Below are 21,141 nucleotides of genomic sequence, written 5' to 3'. Positions count from 1 at the left end.
GAACCGCGGTGCGCCGGGCGGCCGCATGCCAGGATCGGGGCGTGACCGACGACCAGGCCCCCGTGACCGCCGACGCCCTCCGGGAACGCATGCGCTCCGCGCCCGTCCTCGCCGGGCCCCTCCCGGCCTTCGACCCCGCCGCCGCAGGACCGGAACCGGGGCCGCTGTTCGCCCGCTGGCTCGCGTACGCCCTCGACGACGGAGTCCCCGAGCCGCACGTCATGACGCTCAGCACCGCCGACGCCGGCGGCCGGCCCTCCGCGCGCGTGCTCATGCTGCGCGGCGTCGACCTCGACCGCCCCGCCTTCGACTTCGCCTCGGACGCCGCCAGCCGCAAGGGCCGCGACCTGGCGGACCGCCCCTACGCCGCGCTGAGCTGGTACTGGCCGCGGCACGGCCGGCAGATCCGGGTGACCGGACCGGTCGGGACCCTGGACCGGGCAGCCGCCCGCCGCGACTTCCTCGGCCGCCGCGAGGCCTCCCGGGTGGCCGGCTTCACGGGCGTGATGAGCGCCCCGATGGAGGGCCGCGCCGCGTACGAGGAGGCGCGCCGCCGGGCCGCCGGACACATCGCCGCCCACCCCGACGACGTGCCCGAGGGCCACACCGTCTACCGGCTCGTCGCCGACGAGGCCGAGTTCTGGCAGGCCGCCCCCGCCCAGGGCCACGTCCGCCTGCGCTACACCCGCGACCCCGCCGCCCCCGGCGGCTGGGCGCGCACGCTGCTCTGGCCCTGAGGCCTCAGGGCAGGTGCCGCACGCCCGCCGGGCCGGAGTCCGCGCGGACGCGGGCGGCGTCCTGGCCGGGCGGGGCGCCGAACAGGCGGCGGTACTCGCGGTTGAACTGGGTGGGGCTGGCGTAGCCGACGACGTGGCCGACGCCGGCGACGTCGTCGGGGCGGGCCACGAGGAGCGAGCGGGCCTCCTGGAGGCGGATGCGCTTCTGGAACTGCAGCGGGCTCATGGTCGTCACGGCGCGGAAGTGCCGGTGGAAGGCGGAGGGGCTCATGCCGGCCAGGCGTGCGAGGTCGTCGATCCGCATCGGCTCCGCGTAGTTGTCACGGATCCAGTGGATGGCCCGGCTGACGTGGGACAGACCGCTGTCGGCCAGGCCGATCTGCCGGACCATGGCGCCGTGGGGGCCGGTGAGCAGCCGCCACAGGATCTCCCGCTCGATCATCGGGGCGAGCACGGGGGCGTCCGCCGGGTGGTCGAGCAGCCGCAGCAGTCGTACGACGGCGTCGAGGAGGTCGGGTCCGGCCCCGCCGGTGGCGAGTGCCGGCGCGGCGGACGTGGCGCGGGCCCGCGGGCCGGGCGGTGCCTGGAGCAGCAGCGGGGCGATGGCGGCCGCGCGCAGGACCAGCCCCATGCCCAGCGCGGGGTCCTGCGGGCTGACGTCCAGGTAGTGCCCGGTGACCGGCAGGACCGCGGTGACCAGGAGGTACTGCCCCGCCCGGTAGTCGTGCACCTCCTCGCCGAGCAGCAGGCGCTTGCCGCCCCGGGCCATGACGACCAGCAGCGGTTCCGTCAGCGAGTAGTCCGGCGGGGCGGTCGTGACCCGCGACAGCAGCAACCCGTCGATCGGGGTCCGCAAGGAGGGCCGGGCATGGGTCGCGACGAGGTCGCGGAGTTCGTCCAGGAGGACGCCGGGTGTGGTGCGCACACTTCACCGAACCATCCGCTCCGGGGACCCGGCAAGCCCGATCCGGGCGAAGTCGGCAGGATCGGGCAAGAGCCCGCGCGGATCGGTCTACCCCGCCGGAGCGGCCTCCCGTTGCATGGAGGGGACAGAATCCGGCGCACAAGGGAGTACTTCCATGCCGCTCGACCACTACGTCACCCTCGGCCGGTCCGGGCTGCGGGTCAGCCCGTTCGCCCTCGGCGCGATGACCTTCGGCGAGGACCCCGGCGGCGCCGGGTGCAGCGTCGAGGAGTCGGAGAAGATCCTGGCGACCTACCTGGACCGCGGCGGGAACTTCGTCGACACCGCGAACTTCTACACCAACGGCCACTCGGAGCGGATCCTCGGCGACTGGTTCGCCGCGCACCCCGGGCGGCGCGAGCACGTGGTGCTGGCGTCGAAGTTCTTCACCAACCTCTTCCCCGGCGACCCCAACGGCGGCGGCGCGGGCCGCGGTTCGGTCGTCGCCCAGCTCGACGAGACCCTGCGCCGCCTGCGGACCGACTACCTGGACCTGTACTGGCTGCACAACTGGGACCGCCACACCCCGATCGAGGAGACGATGCGCACCCTCGACGACCTGGTGCGCGCGGGGAAGATCCGCTACATCGGGTTCTCCAACACCCCTGCCTGGCTGACCGCGCAGGCCCAGACCACCGCGCTCCTCAAGGGCTGGACCCCGCTGATCGCGCTGCAGGTCGAGTACTCGCTGCTGGCCCGCACCGTGGAGGGGGAACTCGCCCCGCTCGCGCGCGACCAGGGCATGGCGCTCGTGCCGTGGAGCCCGTTGAAGAACGGCTTCCTGTCGGGCAAGTACCGGCGCGGCGGCGCGGTCGCCGACTCCGCCCGCACGTCGTTCGTGGGTGGTCCCGGCGAGCACGAGTACCCGGTGATCGAGGAGGTCGCCGCCGTCGCCGGGGAACTCGGCACCACCTCGGCCGCGGTGTCCCTGGCGTGGCTGCGCGCCCGCGAGGGCACGGTCGTGCCGATCGTCGGCGCGCGCCGCCTGGAACACCTCGAGGACAACCTCGCGGGCCTCGACACCGTCCTCGCGCCGGAGCACCTGCGGCGGCTGGACGAGGTGTCCGCCCCGGTCCTGGGCTACCCGGCGCCCTTGCACGGCGCGATGCGGGCGATGCTGCAGTTCGCGGGCACCACGGTCGACGGCGAGACGTCCGGGGTGTACCCGCCGCTGCTGCAGAGCGACGTCCGCTACTGAGCGCCCGCGCGGCGACCGGCCCGGACCGGCTCGGGGGCGGATCGGGGGCCGCCGTCATCCCTGAGGAGGACACGGCGTACGGGCGCCCCCGTCCGGCGCAGGACGGCGGAACGGTACCGTGCGGCGATGCCGCGGGGCGGTGCGGCCTGATGGGGTGGAGGGCGTGCACTGGAACGACTCGCGGCTCGGCGCAGAGCTGCGCACGGTGACCGCCGCCGCCCGGCGGCGCGCCACGAGGGACGGGGACCGCCAGGTCGACACCGCCCACCTCCTGCACTCCCTCCTCGAGGCCGACCCGCGGGCGCGGGAAGCGGTCGACGCGGTGGCGGGGGCGGCCGGCGGCGGGCGGGTGGCGCGCGTCCTCGGCTACCTCGCGCAGCGCACCATCGGCTACGGCATCGCCTGGCGGGACGAGGTGGAGGACGCCGGCTCCGGGACCCTGCTCGCCGCCGTCGACGCACCCGGCTGGAGCCCGGCCGCCGCCGCGGCCCTGCGTACCGCCGCCGTCCGCGCCGGGGAGCGGGGCGCGCCGCGGGCCGACGGCACCGACCTGCTTGCCGCGCTCGTCGGCGACGGAGGGAGCCGGGCGGCGCAGGTCCTGAGGTCGGCGGGGGTCGAGCCGCAGGTCCTGGCCGCGCGCCCGCTCCTGCCACGTGGCGAGGGCGACAGCCGCTACAGGGATGACGGTCCTGTCGCGAGCTGACATCATGGCCCGATGCATGTGTCTCAGGGGAGGAACGCCGGGCTCTGGCTCGCGCTGGTTTCCGCGTTCGCGTTCGGCGGTTCGGGGGTGGCGGCCAAGCCGCTGATCGAGGCGGGGCTCGATCCGCTGCACGTGGTGTGGCTGCGCGTGACCGGCGCCACGCTCGTGATGCTCCCCGTGGTGCTGCGGCACCGGGCGCTCCTGCTGCGCCGCCCCGGACTGCTGCTCGGCTTCGGCCTGCTCGGCGTCGCCGGTGTCCAGACCCTCTACTTCGCGGCGATCTCCCGCATCCCGGTCGGCGTCGCGATCCTCGTGGAGTTCCTCGGCCCGGCGCTCCTGCTCGGCTGGGTGCGCTTCGTCCAGCGCAAGGCGGTCAGCAAGGCCGCCGCGATCGGGGTCGTGCTCGCCGTCGGCGGCATGGCCGCGGTCGTCGAGGTGTGGTCCGGGCTCGCCTTCGACCCGCTGGGCCTGGCGCTCGCCTTCGGCGCCGCCTGCTGCCAGGTCAGCTACTTCGTGCTCGCCGACCACGGCAGCGACGGTGACGACGCCCCGGACCCGGTCGCCGTCATCGCGTACGGCCTGACCATCGGCGCCGTCGTGCTGACCGCGGTCTCCCGCCCCTGGGCGATGGACTGGTCCGTGCTCAGCCGGCAGGCGGCCCTCGGTGACACCGACGTGCCCGCGGTCCTGCTCGTCGGATGGGTCGTGCTGGTGGCCACCGTGCTCGCCTACCTGACCGGTGTGGTCGCCGTACGCCGGCTGTCCCCGCAGGTGGCCGGCGTGGTCGCCTGCCTGGAGGCGGTCGTCGGCACCGTCTTCGCGTGGGTGCTGCTCGGCGAGCACCTCGGCACACCGCAGATCATCGGCGGCACGCTCGTACTGGCGGGCGCCTTCGTCGCCCAGACCGCCAAGAAGCAGGGCGCGACCACGGTTGTGGCTTCGGGAAGCCCCGCCGACACCGTCGCGCCCGAGAGGCGGGCGTCCGTCGTGGAACGGTAGCGCCGGTCGTTCGGCCGTCCCGCCGTCTGGCGCCCTTCGGGCGCAAGGACGCGGGCTGCGGATGGGGAGGGTGGGGCCCGGCCTCCTTGACCGCGGTGCGGGTCGGTGGGCGGCTCGGGTTCAGGCGCCGGAGCGGGGCCGGTTGTTCGGTCGGTTGCGGTCTCGTTGCCGTCCGCGGGTGCAGATGGCCGGTGACCACGCCCACCCTTGGTGGGTGGCGGGCCTGCCGTAACCGGCGTCTGCGGGTGCTTTCCCGGCATTGGGCTCTGTTCCGCCGACATGGTCGGCGTAAGCGAGCCCGATGTCCCGCCGACCCTTCGACAGCACCCCGAATCAGCCGCAGACGCCGGTCACGGCGGGCGCGCCCACCACCCACGAAGGCGTGGAGGCGGCCATCTGCACCCGCGGACGGCAACGAGACCCCCGCCAACCGAAACCCCAGCCGCTCCGGAGCCTGAACCCCCGCCCCACCAACCCGCACACCGCCGACGAGGGCCGCCCCCGCCCTCCCGTCCGCAGCCCGCCCGCTTTGCGCCCGTAGGGCGCGAGACGAACCCGCGCCCACCCACTCACGGCACCACGGGGCCGCCCGAGCCCCGTGCCGGGTTCGCTTTCTCGTACAACCCTTTCTTCCCACGGCGTGTCAAAGACGGTGCCGGAGAAGGAAACGGGCTCTTTCCGGACACCCCCGCACCGCCCGGTCGTTCTTGAGCGAAGGAGCCGCTCATGCGCAAGAACCGCTCGGCTGCGGTCACCGCGGCGTCATTTCTCCTCATCACGGGCGCGGCCATCGCCTCCGCGCCCGCCTCCGTCGCCGGGACCCCCGGCGGCACCCACGCGAGCGATCGCAACCGGGACTTCAACGGCGACGGGTACGAGGACGTACTGACCGGCGCGCCCGGTGCCACCGTGGGCGGCCGGTCCGGCGCGGGTGTCGTCACCGTGCAGTACGGCGGCCCGAAGGGGGTCACCAAGAGCGCCAGGGTCTTCAGCCAGAACACCACCGGCGTGCCCGGCGCCGCCGAGACCGGCGACGCCTTCGGCCAGGCCGTGGCCAGCGGGGACCTCGACGGGGACGGGTACGACGACGCCGTCGTCGGCATCCCCGGCGAGGACCTGGACGGCGTCGGCGCGGACGCGGGCGGCATCGTGGTCCTGTGGGGCTCGGCGAAGGGGCTGTCCGGCGCCGCGAGCGACTGGCTGCAGTCCGTCAGCGCCATGAAGGGCGACCGGTTCGGCAGCGCCCTGGCCGCCGGGCACTTCACCACCTACGTCCCGGGTGACCTGCTCGCCGTGATCGACAAGGTGGGGCTGTCGATCTTCCAGTACGAGTCCGTGCCGCAGGCCGCCGCCCGCAAGGGCGGGGACGCGGGGACCTTCACGCCCTTCAAGGACCGGCGGCGCACGCCGCTCGCCCGGCAGGCGGAAGGGCCCGGCATCGCGCCCGCCTCGCTGACGACCGGCGACTACGACGACAACGGCCTGGCCGACCTCGTGGTCTCCGGCCTCAGCCTGGGAGACGAGCCGGGCTACGGCTGGTCGTACGTCATCCTCAGCGACGACATCGACCCGCTGCCCGTCACCGCACTGCGCGGCGGCCCCGTCGTCGCCTCCGGCGACATCAACGGCGACGGCTTCGACGACCTGGTCACCGCCGAGCCGCACAGCCCCGACGACGGCGGCGAGTCGATGACCGGCGGCATGGTCGGCGTCTACTACGGCAGCCCGGACGGGCCGGTCGGACAGGAGGGCCCGGGAACCCCGCCCGTGTGGTGGACCCAGGACAACGCCGGCGTGCCGGGTGTGTCCGAGCGCGGTGACGGCTTCGGCTCGGACCTCTCCGTCGGCGACGTCAACCGCGACGGGTACGCGGACGTCGCGATCGGCGCCTCCGGGGAGGACATCGGCAGCGTCGCCGACGCCGGTGCCGTGTGGGTGCTGCGCGGTTCGGCGCGGGGCCTGACCACGGCGGGTGTCCTGGGCGTCAACCAGAACACCGCGGGCGTCCCGGGCGCCGCCGAGAAGGCGGACAAGTTCGGTGCCCAGGTCTCCTTCACCGACCCCAACCGCGACGGCTACTACGGTCTGCTCGTCGCGGCCCCGGGCGAGAACACCAACGACGGCGTGGTGTGGGTGTTCTCGGCCGGCGCCGGCGGCCTCAAGCTGCCGGGCAGCTGGACCTACGGCGGCGGCTCGCTCGGCGCGCCGTCCCAGAACGCCCGGTTCGGCGCGGCGATCGACGACTGACCGCGCTGCCCCAGGCGGCGCAGCTGCCGGGTCCGGGCGGCCTCGTCGCCCGGACCACCCCGCTCGGCCGGCAGCCCGTTCACCCGCCACCGCGTCTTCAGCGGCCGGTTCCCGCCGAACGCGGACTTGGCGCGGAGCTCGGTTGGGGGTCGTCCACGAGGTGGGCCACGCACAGCAGTTGCACGGCGGCGTCCCAAGGGTGGACGAGCACCCGCGGGCCTCCGTTCAGCGCGCGGTGAGGTACCCGGGGACGGCGACCGACGGGTCGAGGTCGTCGGCGGGCTCGGGTGTCCCGTAGGAGCGGGTGACGGGCAGCACGCCCGACCAGTGGGGGAGCGCCAGGTCCTCGGGGTCGTCGCCGGGGCCGCCGGTGCGCACCTTGGCCGAGACCTCGTGGAGGTCGAGGGCGATGACGGCGGTGGCGGCCAGTTCCTTTGCGTTGGCGGGGCGGGAGTCGGCGGTGCGGCCGGGCACGATGTGGTCGACCAGGGCGTCCAGGGCGGTGGAGCGCTCGACGGGGTCGGTGACCTGGCGGGCCACCCCGTGCACCACCACGGAGCGGTAGTTGATGGTGTGGTTGAAGGCGGACCGGGCCAGCACGAGCCCGTCCAGGTGCGTCACGGTCAGGCAGACCGGCAGCCCGGCGTCCTCGCCGGCGCCGCGCAGCGGACGGGAGCCGGTGGAGCCGTGCACGTAGAGCCGCTCGCCGACGCGGGCGTAGAGGGTCGGCAGCACGACCGGCGCCCCGTCGCGGACGAAGCCGAGGTGGCAGAGGTAGTCCGCGTCGAGGATCGCGTGCACCAGGTCGCGGTCGTAGGAGGCGCGCTCGCGACTGCGGGTGGGGACGGTGCGGTCGGTGGGAGCGTACGCATCGGCAGCGGAGGGCGTGGCGGACATGGCGCGATCCTTTGCACTAGTGCATAATGCTTTTTGTGCTAGGAGAGTACACGTTCACCGGCCGGGGCGCAGCGGACATCGCGGCGAGCGTCGAACGGGCCATCGGCGAGGGCGCGCTCGCCCCCGGTGCCGCGCTGCCGCCGCTGCGGGAGCTCGCCACCGGACTCGGCGTCAACCCCAACACCGTCGCCGCCGCCTACCGCCTGCTGCGCGACCGCGGCGTCATCGAGACCGCGGGCCGCCGCGGCAGCCGGGTGCGGCGGCGTCCGGCGACCACCGCGCGGGACGAGATCCGCCTGGAGGTCCCGCCCGGGGTGCGGGACCTGTCCACCGGCAACCCGGACACCGCCCTGCTGCCCCCGCTCGGGGAGGCACTGGCCGAGGCGGCCGCCCGGAGCGCACGGCGGCCCATGCTGTACGGGCAGGCCCCGGTGGAGGAGGAGCTCGCCGCCCTGGCGCGTTCCGCCTTCGACGCCGACGGGGTGCCCGCTGGCCCGGTCGCCCTCACCTCCGGTTCGCTCGACGCCATGGAGCGCGCGCTCACCGCCCACCTGCGGCCGGGGGACGCGGTGGCGGTGGAGGACCCCGGGTGGGGCAGCGTCTTCGACCTCGTCCCGGCCCTCGGGCTGCGCGCGGTCCCGGTCGGCGTGGACGACGACGGCCCGCTGCCGCAGGACGTGGACGCCGCCCTGCGGAGGGGCGTGCGGGCCCTGATCGTCACCGACCGCGGCCAGAACCCGACCGGCGGCACGCTCTCCGCGGCACGCGCCGGCGAACTGCGCGCCGTCCTCGGCGGCCACCCGCAGGTGCTCGTCATCGACGACGACCATGCCAACGGCCTGACCGAGCTGCCCCTGCACCCGCTCGCCGACAGCACCGCGCACTGGATGCTGGTCCGCTCCACCGCCAAGGCCTACGGCCCCGACCTGCGGCTGGCCGTCCTCACCGGCGACCCGATCACCGTCGACCGGGTCCGCGGCCGCTACCGGCTCGGGCCCGGCTGGGTCAGCCATCTGCTCCAGCACACCGTCGCGCACCTGTGGCGCACCGGCGCGGTCGACGTCCCGGCCGTCTCCGCCGCCTACGCCGCGCGCCGCGACGCGCTGGTGCGGGCACTGGCCGACCGCGGTGTCGCGGCGCACGGCCGCAGCGGCATGAACGTCTGGGTGCCGGTGCCCGACGAGACCGGGGCGGTCGCCCGGCTCCTGCAGGCCGGCTGGGCCGTGGCGCCCGGCGCGCGCTTCCGCCTGGACTCCCCGCCGGGCATCCGCATCACCGTCTCGCCGGTCACGGCGGACGAGGTCCCGGCCCTGGCCGACGCCGTCGCCGGCGCGGTCCGCCCGTACCGCGCGGGGCGCTTCGGCTGACCGGGAAGACGGTTCAGCCCGCCGGGCGGCGCTGGGTCAGCGCCGCGCCGGCGAGCACCACGAGGGCGCCGACCGGTTCGTTCCACGTCAGGCGCTCGTCCAGCAGGGCGACTCCGGCCGCGGTCGCGATGACCGGGATCAGGTAGGTGACCATCGTGGCGATGGTCGGGCCCTTCTCCGCGACGATCCCGTACTGCAGGAGGAAGGCGATCCCGGTGCCCAGCGCGCCCAGCGCCACCACCGACAGCGTCGGCCAGAGCGGGAACGAGGTGGGTGCGGAGGTGAACAGCGGGGTCAGCACGGCCAGTTGGGCGGTGCCGAGGAGCAGCTGCGCGGAGGACATCGACAGTGCCGAGTTGCCGCTGCCGCTCAGGGTGCGGCGCACGTAGATCCAGCCCACCGCGTAGCTCGCGGAGGCACCCAGCGCCATCGCGGTGCCCGCCGGGTCCGTCCCGGAGAAGCCCTGCCAGGCGCCCAGTACGGTCAGCACGCCGACGAAGCCGATGCCGACGCCCGCGACCCGCTGCCGGGTCGGCTTGTCCTCCGAGAGCGCCACCACCGACAGCACCATGCTCCACAGCGGGGTCGTGGCGTTGCAGATGCCCGCGAGCGTCGACGGGATCGTCAGCTCCGCGTAGGCGAAGAGCGTGAACGGCAGGGTGTTCAGCAGCAGCGCGGCGACCGCCATGTGCCCCCAGGCGCGTGCGCCGCGCGGCAGCCGTTCCCGCTTCACCGCGAAGGCGGCGGCCAGCACCGCGGTGCCGAACGCCATGCGGCCGAGCGCGACCTGCAGCGGGGCGTAGGCCTCGGTGCCCACCTTGATGAAGAGGAAGCTGAAGCCCCAGATGAGCGCGAGCACGGCCCAGCTGACCCGCCAGTCCACGACGGGACGGCGGCGCGCGGCGACGGCGGGAGAGGGTGGGGCGTCGGCGGGGGAGGGGACGGCCACGGCGTCCGGGCGGCGGGTGCTGGGTGCGCTCATGGCCATCACGATGACGGATTGAACCTCTTAGGACAAGCGAGAAAACCTGCCGGTGATCACGTAGTGTTGCTTACATGTTGAACCTCGAGCGGCTGCGCATCCTGCACGCGATCTCCACCTACGGCTCGGTGAGCGCCGCGGCGGACGTCCTGCACGTGACGACCTCGGCCGTCTCCCAGCAGATGGGCAAGCTGGAACGCGAGACGGGGCAGACGCTGCTGGCCAAGAACGGCCGCGGGGTCCGGCTCACCGACGCCGGCCGGCTGCTGTCCGGGCACGCCGACCGCATCCTGTCCCTCGTCGAGCTCGCCCACTCCGACCTGGAGGCGCACCGCGGTGCCGCGGTCGGCGAACTGCGCATGGGGGCCTTCCCCACCGCGGTGCGCGGACTGTTCCCGCAGGCGCTCGCCGCGACGCGGCACGACCACCCCAAGCTGCGCGCGATGGTCCACGAGATGGAGCCCCAGGACGCGCTGGCCCGGCTCGTCCGCGGCGACATCGACCTCGCGGTCGTCCTCGACTGGTACAACAAGCCGCTGTCGCTGCCCGGGGGCCTGGCCAAGGAGCCGCTGCTCGACGACATCGCCGACGTGGTCGTCCCCGAGGGCCACCCCTTGGCCGCCCGCGAGGAGGTCGACCTCGGCGAACTCGCCGACGACGACTGGATCGCCTGGCCGGACGGCGGCTTCTGCCACGAGTGGCTGCTGTTCACCCTGCGCGGCAAGGGCGTGGAGCCGCGCATCGCCCACCACGCCGAGGAGCACCCCACGGTCCTCGCCCTCGTCGCCGCCGGCCTGGGCGTCGCCGTCGTCCCCCGCCTCGGCCGCGGCCCCCTCCCCGCCGGGGTCCGCGCCATCCGCGTGCGGCACACCATGAAGCGCCACATCTACGCCGTCTGGCGCTCCGACGCCGACCGTCGCCCCGCCATCCGCGCGGCCGTCGAGGCGCTGCGCCGGGCGGGGGAGGACGTGGCGGCCGCCGAGGGCTGAGACCATCCCCGCATGGCTGACTGGGCGACGTACGTCATCGTGCGGGAGGACGGCGGGCACGAGGTGTACGAGGCTCGCTTCGGCGCGATCGGTCCCGACCTCGACCTGCTCGCCGGTCCCGACGTCCTGCGTCGCAGATGGCACACGCTGTTGAGGTAGCCCGATGGACCCGGCCGAGGATCGGATGGACCCAGGGCGAGAGCCTGCGTCGTCTGGCGTTCGCCCTGCGGCCGTGGCTTGCCGCCGGCTGGTTGCGGTGGCGCCCGGGTGGCGGTACTGCCGCAGGCATGTGGCCAGGCTGGTGGAGCGAACAGGCGACCGGACGAGGTGAGTTGTGTCTGGTGGTCAGACTCATGCGTGGGTGATGACGGCCGGTGCCGGGCCCGCGATCGGGCCCGGCATGGGCAAGAGGTGATCAGGCCCGGGAGGTGACGGCGGCTTCCCGGTGCATCACGGTCATCGGCAGGTGGTCGGGGTGCGGGACGGCGGAGGTGGCTTCCTTCGGCGAGGTGCCGGGAACGTGGCGGAGCTGCCAGCGGGGCAGGATCGTTGCGAGCGCGATGATGATCGCGGTCCAGGCGAAGGCGTCTCCGATGCACTTGCGGTTTCCGGCACCGAACGGCAGGAACACGCTGCGGGGCCGGTCCCCGGAGTTCTCCGGCAGCCACCGGTCGGGGTCGAAGCGCTCCGGGTCGGGGTAGGCCCGCGGGTCACGGTGCAGGGCGTAGAGGCTGAAGGCGACCTCGGTGCCCGGCGTGAGGTCGTAGCCGCCGAGCTCTACGGGCTTGGTCGCGCGTCGCATGAGGAGGGTGACGCCGTGCAGGCGGACCGTCTCGTCCAGGACGCGTTGCATCAGCGGGAGCTGACGGACGTGGTCGAAGGAGATCGGGCCGTCCCCGACGACCTGTTCGATCTCGGCGACCAGACGTGCCTCGATGTCGGGTTGGCGGGCTATCTCGTGGAGCACCCAGGCCAGGGTGCTGGCGGTGGCTTCGGTGCCGGCGAACAGGATCGTGCCGAGTTCGTCACGGACCTCGGTGTCGCTGAGCGGCTGGCCGGTGTCGGCGTCCCTTGCGTCCAGCAGGGTCGACAGGACGTCCGGTGCGTCCGGCGCGTAGGCGTCGCCCGCCGCGCGGGCGTCGGCGATGACCTCGTCGAGGACGTCGTGGAGCTCGCGGGTCGCGGAGTCGAAGCGCCGGTTGGCCGGGATCGGCACGTGGTCGAGCAGTTTCGGGGAGACCGTCCGCAGCAGCAGGTTCTCGATGATGACCGGGACGTTTCGCCGGACGCAGTCGCGGGCCGGGGCTCCGATGTCGCTGGAGAACATCGACGCCGCCACCGTGGACACGACGAACTCGCCCATCACCTGCTCCACGGCCAGCCTCGTCCCGGGCCTCCAGGACGCGGTGAGCTGCTGCGCGTGGTCCACCATGAGCCGGGCGTACCCGGCGATGCGTTCCCGGTGGAACATCGGCTGCATCAAGCGGCGGTGGCGGCGGTGGGTGTGGGCATCGGCGGTCGCCAGGCCGTTCCCGACCAGGCTGCGCAACCGGTCGAAGAAGCGGCCCTTCTCGAAGCTGGCCGATTTGCCCACCATGACGTCGTGGGCGAGGCCGAACGAGTTGACGAAGAACACCGGCATGGTCCCGATGTCGACGCGCACCAGGTCGCCTGTGTCACGCAGGGACGAGACGAACTTCAGTGGTGAGCGCGCCAGCGGTACGGCGTGCCCGAGCAGCGGCAGCCGGCCCGGGGCCCGCGGGACGGACTTCAACCCCACAGACATGCGAACATCCCTTCTTCATGATCCACAATGCAGAGTCGTGACGGAAAGGGTTGATGGTCACCGACCGGCGACGCCTACGAGAGGTCAGCCGCCGCGGGAGCGACGGCGCGCGTGCAGGGGGAAGGCCGCAGGCACGCTGCCGCCGGTAAGGCGGTGTGTGCGCAGGCGAGGAAGGGCCCCGCGGGGGCCGCAAAAGGGGCAGATAAGCCGAGGGGGGAGGACCGGTGGGGGGTGTGCACCACGATCGATCACCTCGGCTGTTCACGTTGGCACCGCTCGCGGCCGGGCGAGCGGTGCGAGCGGTTCATATGACAGGGTCAATCGTCTCGCCAACGATGATCACGTCAAGAGGGTCGAATGAGCCAAGATCGTGATCGACTCTGACGCTTCACGACTCCTTTTCTGCTTCTTTGCTTCACCAGGCCACGTGGTGCTCAGCGACCAGGGTGCGCCCGTGCAGAATCACCCGCCCCGTCGGCCAGATCCAGCCGGTCGACCTCTAGGTCGTCGGCAATGCTCTCCAGCCGAGCCCGGCCCTTGGCGGGATCGCGGGCCGGCACCACGACGTGGGCGCCTGCGGCGTGCAGGGCGCGGGTGGTTTCCAGCCCGACACCGGAGTGCCCTCCGGTCACCACCGCTGTTTTGCCCGTGAGATCGATGCCCGCGACGACTTCGAGTGCGCTCTGCGCTGCGGTGAAGCCGGACCCGATGGGCTGCTGCCTGAACTGTGTGGTCATGCCATTCTCCTGCCGGCCGTCGTGCCGGCGATGGTGCGATGGGGATGTAACCGCTGCTGTCACCAGCCGTCGAAGTCGGCAGGTCCTGAGTGCGGTGCGTGATTCGTTCTCGCGCACTGATCACACTAGGGACGGGGCTGCTTGGGAATGATCTTCCGGCGTCCGTAGTTCTTGCGCGATCGTCCGGAAGCCGTAGCGGCTGTTCTCGCATCTCCATGGATCACTTGGCGCCTCGCGACCACGGCTGTGCCCGGACACCAGGGTTCCCCTCTGCAGACGAACGTCCCGCCCCGGGCCGTTGCGGGCCTGGGACAGGACGTCGGTGGGACAGGACTTACGGTTACAGGCCGAGCATGCGCCGCCACCAGGGCTTACGGGCCACCGCCGGAGCGGGCGCCGCGGCAGGGGTCGTCGACAGGTGGTGCTGCGGTACAGCCTGCGGCAGCGCAGCCGCCGCCTCCTGGACGACCTTCGCCTGCGTCGTGGGAGCCGGCGCCTCGGGAGCCTTGCGGGTGAACTCCACCGGCAGCGTGATCAGCGGATGCGCCATCCATGTGAAGACCCGCTGCGTCTCGCCGACGACGTGAAGGTCGGGCAGCCGGCTCAGCAGGACGTCACACGCGGTCTCGACAATGGCCCGGCCGATGTCCTGCCCCGGGCATTCGTGACCGCCGCCGCTGAACGCAAGGTGCGAGCGGTTGCCGTGCATGGGCGCCTTGAGGTCGGGGCGGACCTGCGGGTCGGCGTTGCCGGCCGCCAGGCCCATCAGGACCATGTCTCCCTCTTCGATGGTCTGCTCGCCCAGCGTGGTGGGGCCCGTGGCGTACCGGGCCGGCAGGACAGCCAGCGGCGGGCGACTCCACAGGATGTGGTCGACGGACTCTTCGAGCGTCTGCGTGCTCCCGTTCAGGCTCGCGCGCGTCCTGACGTCCGTGAGGTAGGTCTCGATGGTGTCCGCGAGCAGCACACTGGTGGTGGTGTGCGCGGCGACCAGGGTGTGCCGGAGGTGCTCGGCGACCTCGGTGTCAGTCAGACGCGCGTCGTGCTGGAGAAGGAAGCTCGGCAGGTCGTTCTCGGGGCTGACCTTGCGGGCGGCAACCAGGTCCTGCAGGACCTCCATGACGAACTGGTTGCTGGCCGCCGCGGTGTCGGTGCCGGCAATGAGGTCCTGGCAGGCTGCGATCAGCTTCGGCGCGGTGTCCTCAGGTACGCCGAGCAGCCGCATCATGGTCAGCATCGGGACCTGCTGGGCGTACTGGGCGACCAGGTCGGCGTGCCCGTCCCGGCAGAAACTGTCGATCAGCGTGTGCGAGATGTGCTGAATCCGCCGCCGAACCCCGATGTTGTTGAACTTCGCGAGGCTGGCGTTGACCGCTCCCCGAAGGCGCCGCTGTTCGTCGCCCTCCGCGAAGTTCACCAGCGGCTGCCAGAACAGCAGCGGTGCCAGTGGGTGCTCGGGGCTGAGGCTTTTGCTGTCCCGCCACAGCCGGGAATCGGCCGAGAACCGCGAGGGGGTCCGCATGACCTCCAGGTTCTCGCGGTGCCCCAGCACCAGCCACGCCCGGACACCGCCGGGGATCTCCACGGGCGCCACGGCCCCGTGCTTCTCACGCAGGTCCGCGTACAGCTGCTCGGTGTTCTCCACGGCCTTCGGAGCATGCAGCTGCTGCAGGCCCTCGGCGTACAGGCCATGAGCGGGGCACTCTGGCGGCGGCAGGGTGGCAGGAGCGGACTGGGGGTGTTCGGGCGGAGAGGTGGTCACGAGGCCTCCGGGGTCACGGTGACGAAGCGAGCGGGTGAGCGAAGCACGGCGTCTGCGACCAGCCGTGACCGCTCCTTCCATGTACAGGCAGTACCGCGGGTTCCCCCCAAGTCCCCCAGTACAACTGCGGGTTGGCAGCATATCCACACTGAGAGCAACGTCGGACGCATGATCGTCGCGTACTGCGAGGTACGACAGTCGTAGCGTGATAGGCACACGGCTGACTCCGAGCCGTGCGCGTTGCGACGGCATCGAGCGCCTCGAGTCGAGTGGGCCGTTGCCAGGGACATGCCGCGCAGGTTAGGCCAGGTCGGCGGCTGATGCGGTGCGTTCATCACATCGCACCTCGCCGAACGCAACCGTGCGCCCCCTGGATGCAATACCGGTGATTCAGGGGTCTTTCCGGCGGGCCGGGCTGGTTTTGGTCGGTTTGGTGATCGTGCGAACAACGCCCTCAGCGGTTCGGGGCCCAAGCGCAGACGAGCCCGGCCGATCGCGTTCAAGCCCACAGGTCGGCAACCGGGCCACTTCCTCATGGCCCTGCCCCTAGATCAGGCGCATCGCCAGCACGAAGTAGACCACCACCCGCGCCGGCAACAACCTGCGGCGCTGCTCGACCCGCCCGCACTCCGCAACCACCTCATCGACCAACCCGGGCGGAAACGCACGCGTCAAAACCCCGAGCGCGATCCGATCCGACAACCGCTCACCTTCTGACGACTTCACCTGTCCGGGCCTTGGCGCACCACACCCAACGACCCAATAACCCCCAAATCGCCGGTATTGGATCTAGCCGGGGCCCGGCATCTTGCGGAAGTCCCAGGAGACCACGGACTCCGGGGTCAGGCGGAGCCAGGCGTGGCGGCCGTCGTGGGGCATGGACTCCAGGCCGAAGTTCTTGGCGGCGAACAGCCGCTCGACGGCTTCCAGGCCGGGGTGGGGTTCGCCGGTGCGGGGCGCCTCGCCCACGAACTCGACGGTGCCGGAGAGCTCGACGCCGCGCAGGTCCGCGTACTCCGTGCCGTCGTCGACGACGACCGCGACGCGCGGGTCGCTCCGCAGGTCGGCCCAGCGGCGGCTGCGGACGATCGAGTACAGCCACAGGGAGGTGCCGTCCCAGACGAACCAGAGGGCGCCCACGTGCGGGCGGCCGTCGGGCGAGACGGTGGCGACGCGGCAGGTGCGCTGCGCGCCGAGGAAGGCGTCGACCTCCGCGGCGGTCATCATGATCCGGCGTCCGCGGCGCTGTGCGACGGCCATACGCACCCCCACTTCCCACTCTGACGTTCCGTCAGATACGGTCACTCGGACCGACGGTAGGGCACCCGCGCGCAAGGGGGCAAGCATGACGGACGGCAACCGGCACCGGCGGCTCGACGCGCTCCTGACCCCCCGGTCCACCGCCGTGCTCACCGTCGAGTGCCAGCGCGGGGTGGTAGGCCCGGGCGGCGCGCTGCCGGAACTCGCGGCCGCCGTACGCGCCTCCGGGGCGCTGGACACCACCGCGCGGCTGGTCGCCGCCGCCCACGCCGCGGGCGCCACCGTGGTGCACGCCGTCGCCGAACGCCGCTCCGACGGCCGAGGGTCCAGCCGCAACGCGCGGATCTTCCGCGCCGCCGAGCGGCTGCCCGTGCTGCAGGTCGCCGGCACGCCCGCCGTCGAGGTCGCCGAGGAGATACCGGTCGGTGCCGGCGACTTCGTGGTGCGACGGCTGCACGGGCTGTCGCCGGTCGCCGGCACCGGCCTCGACGCCGTGCTGCGCAACCTCGGAGTGCGCACGGTCGTCGTCACCGGGGTGTCGGCCAACGTGGCCGTCCCCAACGCCGTCTTCGACGCGGTCAACCTCGGCTACGAGGCGGTCGTGCCCGCCGACGCCATCGCCGGGGTGCCGCAGTCGTACACCGCCGACATGCTCAGGCACACCCTCGCGCTGGTCGCCACGGTCACCACCGCCGACGAGGTGATCGGCAGCTGGGAACTGTCCGGGCCGGGTCCGGGGAACTCAGGCCAGGGCCACTGAGTCCCCCTCCACCTTGATGTTCGCCGCCGGGAGCGGCTGGGTCGCCGGGCCGTTGGCCACGCTGCCGTCCTTGATGCTGAACTTGCTGCCGTGGCAGGGGCAGTTGATCGTGCCGTCGGCGATCTCGTTGACCGCGCAGCCCTGGTGGGTGCAGATCGCGGAGAACGCCTTGAACGAGCCCGCCTCCGGCTGGCAGACGACGACCTTCCTGTCCGCGAAGACCTTGCCGCCGCCGACCGGGATCTCCGAGGTCTTGGCCAGGGCCGCCTCGGCCCCCTGGTCGCCGCCGCCCTGCGGAGGCGCGGCGGGGCTGTAGGCGCCCGCGGCGTCGTTGGAGTCGCCGCAGGCGGCCAGCGCGGCCGCGAGCCCCGCCGCACCCACTCCGGCGACCACGGCGCGGCGGGTCGGAGCTCCTGCGATGCCAGTCGTCTCGGCCATGCGTCACACATCCTGTTGCCTCGTCCGTTCCGGACCGCCTGCCGGGGCCCGGGAGCGTGGGTCACGCCCTGCCCTGACGTACGGAGGAGATGGGTGAGCCGTTCAACCATCCGCCGGAAATCTCCCGTGGCGGCCTCAGGCCGCGCGAAGCGCCGGGACGTGCTGCACGTACTGAACGACGTCGATCGATCGGTACGTGTCCTCAAGGTGGCCCACCACCGGTCCGCCCACCACCTCGCCCGGCGCAGGGCGCCCGGCGCGGCGTGGCCGCGGGAGAGCGGTCATTAGGATGCGCCCATGGAGGAAGTGACCGGGATCCGCTACGTCACGCCGTTGCGTGAGGGCGGATCGGTGCCCGGGGTCGTCGAGGCCGACGACCTGGGCACCTATGTGGTGAAGTTCATCGGTGCGGCCCAGGGCCGCAAGGCGCTGGTCGCGGAGGTGGTCGCGGGGGAGCTGGCGCGGCGGCTGGGGCTGCGGGTGCCGGTGCTGGTGCGGTTCCAGTTCGACCCGGTGATCGGGCTCGGCGAGCCGGACCAGGAGATCCAGGACCTGCTGAAGGCCAGCGGCGGCCTCAACCTCGGGATGGACTTCCTCCCCGGCGCGCTCGGCTTCGACCCGCTCGTCTTCGAGGTGGAGTCCGCCGAGGCGGGGCGGGTCGTCTGGTTCGACGCGCTCGTCGGCAACGTGGACCGCTCGTGGCGCAACCCGAACATGCTGGTCTGGCACCAGGACCTCTGGCTGATCGACCACGGCGCCTCACTGATCTTCCACCACAACTGGAAGGGCGCCGACCAGGCCGCCGACAAGCCGTACGACGCCGCCGACCACGCCCTGGCCCGCTTCGCTCCCGACGTCGAGGCCGCAGCCCGCGAGCTCGCCCCGCGCGTGGACGAGGCGCTGCTGCGCGAGGTCACCGCCCAGATCCCCGACGAGTGGCTGGTGGACGAGCCCGGTTTCGCGGGCCCCGACGAGGTGCGGCGCGCGTACGAGCGGGTGCTGCTGACACGGGCCCGCACCGTGGGGGAGCGGATCACCCTCGCCCCGAAGCAGCAGGAGAAGCAGGCGCCGCCGGAGTGGCTGCGCACCTGGGTCGAGGGGAAGGCCGCCAAGTGAGCACGGCGAGCGGGCGCGATGTGTTCGAGTACGCGCTGGTGCGCGTGATGCCGCGGATCGAGCGCGGTGAGCTGATCAACGCCGGCGTGCTGGTCTACTGCCGCGCCAAGTCCTTCGTGGGTGCCCGGGTCCACCTGGACGAGACCCGGCTGCGCTGCCTCGACCCCGACGTGGACGTCGCCGGCGTACGGGCCGCGCTGCGCGGCTACGAGGGCATCTGCGCGGGCGGTGAGCGGGCCGGACAGGCGGCGGAGGACGACCCGGGGCGGCGGTTCCGGTGGCTGACGGCGCCCCGCAGCACCATCGTGCAGCCGGGCCCGATCCACACCGGACTCACCGAGGACCCGGAGGCCGAGGTGGACCGTCTGCTGGATCTTCTGGTGCGCTGAGCCACATCGGCGCGGTGGGCGTTGACACAGGGTCACTGCGCTCCTACGGTTTCGGCTACGGGACGTACTAAGCGGTCGCTCACCTGCGCGACCGCTCCCCACAGGGCTGAGGAGAGCAGATGTCGACCACCGAGCAGCGCGTAGCGATCGTGACAGGGGCGGCGCGCGGCATCGGCGCCGCCACCGCCGTGCGCCTGGCCGCCGAGGGCCGCGCCGTGGCCGTGCTGGACCTCGACGAGACCGCGTGCAAGGACACCGTCGAGCAGATCACCAAGGCGGGCGGCCGGGCCGTCGCCGTCGGCGCGGACGTCTCCGACGAGGAGCAGGTCGCGGCCGCGGTCGCGCGCGTCGCCGGGGAGCTCGGGGCGCCGACGATCCTCGTCAACAACGCGGGCGTGCTCCGCGACAACCTGCTGTTCAAGATGAGCGCGGCCGACTGGGACACGGTCATGAACGTGCACCTGCGCGGCGCCTTCCTGATGACCCGCGCCGTCCAGAAGCACATGGTGGACGCGAAGTTCGGCCGCGTGGTCAACCTCTCCTCGTCCTCCGCCCTCGGCAACCGCGGCCAGGCCAACTACTCCGCCGCCAAGGCGGGCCTGCAGGGCTTCACCAAGACCCTGGCGCACGAGCTCGGCAAGTTCGGCGTCACCGCCAACGCCGTCGCGCCCGGCTTCATCGTCACCGACATGACCGCCGCCACCGCCGCCCGCATCGGCATGGGCTTCGAGGAGTTCCAGGCCGCGGCCGCCACCCAGATCCCGGTGCAGCGGGTCGGCAACCCGGACGACGTGGCCAACGCCATCGCCTTCTTCACCGGCGACGCAGCGGGCTTTGTGTCAGGCCAGGTGCTGTACGTGGCCGGCGGCCCGCTCGACTGACCCGCGACAGGAGATCCGCATGATGAGCACCCAGCCCGAGAACGGCCGCGTCGCGATCGTCACCGGCGCCAGCCGCGGCATCGGCTACGGCATCGCCGAGGCCCTGGTCGCCCGCGGCGACCGCGTCGTCATCACCGGCCGCAACGAGGAGGCGCTGAAGGAGGCCGTCGAACGGCTCGGCGCCGACCGGGCCCTCGGCGTGGCCGGCAAGGCCCACGACGAGGCGCACCAGGCCGAGGTCGTCGAGCGCACGATGGAGGCCTTCGGCCGCGTCGACTACCTCGCCAACAACGCCGGCACCAACCCGGTCTTCGGCCCGCTCGCCGAACTCGACCTCGGTGTCGCCCGCAAGGTCTTCGAGACCAACGTCATCTCCGCGCTCGGCTTCGCCCAGCAGACCTACCGGGCGTGGATGAAGGAGAACGGCGGCGCGATCGTCAACATCGCCTCCGTGGCGGGCATCAGCGCCTCCCCGTTCATCGGCGCGTACGGCATGAGCAAGGCCGCCATGGTCAACCTCACGCTGCAGCTCGCCTCCGAGATGGCGCCCGGCGTCCGCGCCAACGCCATCGCCCCGGCCGTCGTCAAGACCAGGTTCGCCTCCGCCCTGTACGAGGGCCGCGAGGAGCAGGCCGCCTCCGCGTACCCGCTGGGGCGGCTCGGCGTGCCCGAGGACATCGGCGGCGCGGCCGCCTTCCTGCTCTCGGACGCGGCGGCCTGGATCACCGGCCAGACCCTGGTCGTGGACGGCGGCATCTTCCTCAACGCCAGCGTCGGCGCCTGAGGCCTGCGTCCGCCCGCACTCCGACGTGCACGGTCCCGGGTGCCGGGCGGGGGAAACGGGGCCGGGCCCCGGGCGGGGGGGTTGTTAGTGGGGCACGGTCAGTTGGTGCCCACGAAAGGATCGCGGTCCGGAGGTTACCGACGAG

21 protein-coding genes and 1 pseudogene are annotated in these 21,141 nt (G+C 72.9%); 13 read left to right on the top strand and 9 right to left on the bottom strand.

Annotated elements, in window-relative coordinates:
• Window positions 1-41: 41 nt before the first annotated feature.
• Window positions 42-737: a pyridoxine/pyridoxamine 5'-phosphate oxidase gene (locus ACFW3D_RS39330; protein WP_500512971.1), complete on the top strand. Its 696-nt coding sequence runs from the start codon at window positions 42-44 to the stop codon at window positions 735-737.
• Window positions 738-741: 4 nt separating this feature from the next.
• Here the strand turns inward: ACFW3D_RS39330 and ACFW3D_RS39325 are convergent, their stop codons facing one another.
• A complete protein-coding gene (locus tag ACFW3D_RS39325) occupies window positions 742-1,662 on the bottom strand; it encodes an AraC family transcriptional regulator (RefSeq protein ID WP_500512969.1) in 921 nt (306 codons plus the stop codon).
• 154 nt (window positions 1,663-1,816) lie between these two features.
• Between ACFW3D_RS39325 and ACFW3D_RS39320 the strand changes: the two genes are divergently transcribed.
• The 4 genes from ACFW3D_RS39320 to ACFW3D_RS39305 all read left to right on the top strand — a co-directional run bounded on the left by ACFW3D_RS39320 (window position 1,817) and on the right by ACFW3D_RS39305 (window position 6,848).
• Window positions 1,817-2,899: an aldo/keto reductase gene (locus ACFW3D_RS39320; protein WP_500512967.1), complete on the top strand. Its 1,083-nt coding sequence runs from the start codon at window positions 1,817-1,819 to the stop codon at window positions 2,897-2,899.
• Between the two features lie 163 nt (window positions 2,900-3,062).
• Window positions 3,063-3,602, top strand: coding sequence for a peptidase (locus ACFW3D_RS39315; RefSeq protein WP_500512965.1), 540 nt, complete (start codon window positions 3,063-3,065; stop codon window positions 3,600-3,602).
• A gap of 12 nt (window positions 3,603-3,614) precedes the next feature.
• Window positions 3,615-4,601 carry an EamA family transporter gene (locus tag ACFW3D_RS39310; RefSeq protein ID WP_500512963.1) on the top strand — a complete coding sequence of 329 codons (987 nt, stop codon included), beginning with the start codon at window positions 3,615-3,617 and terminating at the stop codon, window positions 4,599-4,601.
• Between the two features lie 726 nt (window positions 4,602-5,327).
• Window positions 5,328-6,848, top strand: a complete 1,521-nt coding sequence (locus tag ACFW3D_RS39305; protein WP_500512961.1) for an FG-GAP repeat protein — start codon at window positions 5,328-5,330, stop codon at window positions 6,846-6,848.
• A 225-nt stretch (window positions 6,849-7,073) separates the two neighbouring features.
• On the opposite strand, the gene ACFW3D_RS39300 is transcribed toward ACFW3D_RS39305, so the two are convergent.
• Window positions 7,074-7,745, bottom strand: coding sequence for a pyridoxamine 5'-phosphate oxidase family protein (locus ACFW3D_RS39300; RefSeq protein ID WP_500512959.1), 672 nt, complete (start codon window positions 7,743-7,745; stop codon window positions 7,074-7,076).
• A gap of 35 nt (window positions 7,746-7,780) precedes the next feature.
• On the opposite strand from ACFW3D_RS39300, the gene ACFW3D_RS39295 reads away from it, so the two are divergent.
• Window positions 7,781-9,112: an aminotransferase class I/II-fold pyridoxal phosphate-dependent enzyme gene (locus tag ACFW3D_RS39295; protein WP_500512957.1), complete on the top strand. Its 1,332-nt coding sequence runs from the start codon at window positions 7,781-7,783 to the stop codon at window positions 9,110-9,112.
• A gap of 13 nt (window positions 9,113-9,125) precedes the next feature.
• Here ACFW3D_RS39295 and ACFW3D_RS39290 read toward each other — a convergent pair whose 3' ends face one another.
• A complete protein-coding gene (locus ACFW3D_RS39290) occupies window positions 9,126-10,100 on the bottom strand; it encodes a DMT family transporter (protein WP_500512955.1) in 975 nt (324 codons plus the stop codon).
• A 68-nt stretch (window positions 10,101-10,168) separates the two neighbouring features.
• Between ACFW3D_RS39290 and ACFW3D_RS39285 the strand changes: the two genes are divergently transcribed.
• Together ACFW3D_RS39285 and ACFW3D_RS39280 are read left to right on the top strand one after the other, a co-directional pair.
• Complete coding sequence (locus ACFW3D_RS39285; RefSeq protein WP_500512953.1) at window positions 10,169-11,083, top strand: LysR family transcriptional regulator; 915 nt, start codon at window positions 10,169-10,171, stop codon at window positions 11,081-11,083.
• Between the two features lie 12 nt (window positions 11,084-11,095).
• A complete protein-coding gene (locus tag ACFW3D_RS39280; RefSeq protein WP_500512951.1) occupies window positions 11,096-11,242 on the top strand; it encodes a hypothetical protein in 147 nt (48 codons plus the stop codon).
• A 256-nt stretch (window positions 11,243-11,498) separates the two neighbouring features.
• On the opposite strand, the gene ACFW3D_RS39275 is transcribed toward ACFW3D_RS39280, so the two are convergent.
• From ACFW3D_RS39275 to ACFW3D_RS39255, 5 genes and pseudogenes are all read right to left on the bottom strand, one after another.
• Window positions 11,499-12,869: a cytochrome P450 gene (locus tag ACFW3D_RS39275; RefSeq protein ID WP_500512949.1), complete on the bottom strand. Its 1,371-nt coding sequence runs from the start codon at window positions 12,867-12,869 to the stop codon at window positions 11,499-11,501.
• 434 nt (window positions 12,870-13,303) lie between these two features.
• A complete protein-coding gene (locus ACFW3D_RS39270) occupies window positions 13,304-13,606 on the bottom strand; it encodes an SDR family NAD(P)-dependent oxidoreductase (RefSeq protein ID WP_500512947.1) in 303 nt (100 codons plus the stop codon).
• Between the two features lie 340 nt (window positions 13,607-13,946).
• A complete protein-coding gene (locus tag ACFW3D_RS39265) occupies window positions 13,947-15,368 on the bottom strand; it encodes a cytochrome P450 family protein (RefSeq protein WP_500512945.1) in 1,422 nt (473 codons plus the stop codon).
• A 437-nt stretch (window positions 15,369-15,805) separates the two neighbouring features.
• Window positions 15,806-16,094, bottom strand: a pseudogene (locus tag ACFW3D_RS39260) (transposase domain-containing protein); the annotation flags it as partial.
• A 63-nt stretch (window positions 16,095-16,157) separates the two neighbouring features.
• Window positions 16,158-16,628 carry a pyridoxamine 5'-phosphate oxidase family protein gene (locus ACFW3D_RS39255; protein ID WP_500512943.1) on the bottom strand — a complete coding sequence of 157 codons (471 nt, stop codon included), beginning with the start codon at window positions 16,626-16,628 and terminating at the stop codon, window positions 16,158-16,160.
• An 85-nt stretch (window positions 16,629-16,713) separates the two neighbouring features.
• On the opposite strand from ACFW3D_RS39255, the gene ACFW3D_RS39250 reads away from it, so the two are divergent.
• Window positions 16,714-17,388, top strand: a complete 675-nt coding sequence (locus ACFW3D_RS39250; protein ID WP_500512941.1) for an isochorismatase family protein — start codon at window positions 16,714-16,716, stop codon at window positions 17,386-17,388.
• Here ACFW3D_RS39250 and ACFW3D_RS39245 read toward each other — a convergent pair.
• Window positions 17,371-17,826 carry a Rieske (2Fe-2S) protein gene (locus ACFW3D_RS39245; protein ID WP_500512939.1) on the bottom strand — a complete coding sequence of 152 codons (456 nt, stop codon included), beginning with the start codon at window positions 17,824-17,826 and terminating at the stop codon, window positions 17,371-17,373. The genes ACFW3D_RS39250 and ACFW3D_RS39245 overlap by 18 nt on opposite strands.
• A gap of 297 nt (window positions 17,827-18,123) precedes the next feature.
• Here ACFW3D_RS39245 and ACFW3D_RS39240 point away from each other — a divergent pair, with 297 nt between their 5' ends.
• The 4 genes from ACFW3D_RS39240 to ACFW3D_RS39225 all read left to right on the top strand — a co-directional run bounded on the left by ACFW3D_RS39240 (window position 18,124) and on the right by ACFW3D_RS39225 (window position 20,996).
• On the top strand, window positions 18,124-18,942 hold the full coding sequence (locus ACFW3D_RS39240; protein ID WP_500512937.1) for a HipA family kinase: 819 nt from the start codon (window positions 18,124-18,126) through the stop codon (window positions 18,940-18,942).
• Window positions 18,939-19,331, top strand: coding sequence for a DUF3037 domain-containing protein (locus ACFW3D_RS39235; protein ID WP_089224547.1), 393 nt, complete (start codon window positions 18,939-18,941; stop codon window positions 19,329-19,331). The genes ACFW3D_RS39240 and ACFW3D_RS39235 overlap by 4 nt, the downstream gene beginning before the upstream one ends.
• A gap of 119 nt (window positions 19,332-19,450) precedes the next feature.
• Complete coding sequence (gene fabG / locus ACFW3D_RS39230) at window positions 19,451-20,212, top strand: 3-oxoacyl-ACP reductase FabG (RefSeq protein ID WP_500512935.1); 762 nt, start codon at window positions 19,451-19,453, stop codon at window positions 20,210-20,212.
• 22 nt (window positions 20,213-20,234) lie between these two features.
• The gene (locus tag ACFW3D_RS39225; protein WP_500512973.1) at window positions 20,235-20,996 is read left to right on the top strand and encodes an SDR family oxidoreductase; all 762 of its coding nucleotides are present in this window, start codon (window positions 20,235-20,237) and stop codon (window positions 20,994-20,996) included.
• The last annotated feature ends 145 nt before the right edge of the window (window positions 20,997-21,141 follow it).

The organism is Streptomyces sp. NPDC058864 (genome assembly GCF_042742985.1).
Taxonomy (GTDB): domain Bacteria; phylum Actinomycetota; class Actinomycetes; order Streptomycetales; family Streptomycetaceae; genus Actinacidiphila.
The sequence above is the reverse complement of the archived record's forward strand: the minus strand, read 5'-3'. Positions and strand labels throughout refer to the sequence as shown.

Bases quoted from the DNA above. Each gene is read 5' to 3' on its own strand.
- ACFW3D_RS39320 (WP_500512967.1), top strand. From the start codon at position 1,817: ATGCCGCTCGACCACTACGTCACCCTCGGCCGGTCCGGGCTGCGGGTC.
- ACFW3D_RS39310 (WP_500512963.1), top strand. From the start codon at position 3,615: ATGCATGTGTCTCAGGGGAGGAACGCCGGGCTCTGGCTCGCGCTGGTT.
- ACFW3D_RS39305 (WP_500512961.1), top strand. From the start codon at position 5,328: ATGCGCAAGAACCGCTCGGCTGCGGTCACCGCGGCGTCATTTCTCCTC.
- ACFW3D_RS39300 (WP_500512959.1), bottom strand. From the start codon at position 7,745: ATGTCCGCCACGCCCTCCGCTGCCGATGCGTACGCTCCCACCGACCGC.
- ACFW3D_RS39290 (WP_500512955.1), bottom strand. From the start codon at position 10,100: ATGGCCATGAGCGCACCCAGCACCCGCCGCCCGGACGCCGTGGCCGTC.
- ACFW3D_RS39285 (WP_500512953.1), top strand. From the start codon at position 10,169: ATGTTGAACCTCGAGCGGCTGCGCATCCTGCACGCGATCTCCACCTAC.
- ACFW3D_RS39280 (WP_500512951.1), top strand. From the start codon at position 11,096: ATGGCTGACTGGGCGACGTACGTCATCGTGCGGGAGGACGGCGGGCAC.
- ACFW3D_RS39275 (WP_500512949.1), bottom strand. From the start codon at position 12,869: ATGTCTGTGGGGTTGAAGTCCGTCCCGCGGGCCCCGGGCCGGCTGCCG.
- ACFW3D_RS39270 (WP_500512947.1), bottom strand. From the start codon at position 13,606: ATGACCACACAGTTCAGGCAGCAGCCCATCGGGTCCGGCTTCACCGCA.
- ACFW3D_RS39255 (WP_500512943.1), bottom strand. From the start codon at position 16,628: ATGGCCGTCGCACAGCGCCGCGGACGCCGGATCATGATGACCGCCGCG.
- ACFW3D_RS39250 (WP_500512941.1), top strand. From the start codon at position 16,714: ATGACGGACGGCAACCGGCACCGGCGGCTCGACGCGCTCCTGACCCCC.
- ACFW3D_RS39245 (WP_500512939.1), bottom strand. From the start codon at position 17,826: ATGGCCGAGACGACTGGCATCGCAGGAGCTCCGACCCGCCGCGCCGTG.
- ACFW3D_RS39240 (WP_500512937.1), top strand. From the start codon at position 18,124: ATGGAGGAAGTGACCGGGATCCGCTACGTCACGCCGTTGCGTGAGGGC.
- fabG (WP_500512935.1), top strand. From the start codon at position 19,451: ATGTCGACCACCGAGCAGCGCGTAGCGATCGTGACAGGGGCGGCGCGC.
- ACFW3D_RS39225 (WP_500512973.1), top strand. From the start codon at position 20,235: ATGAGCACCCAGCCCGAGAACGGCCGCGTCGCGATCGTCACCGGCGCC.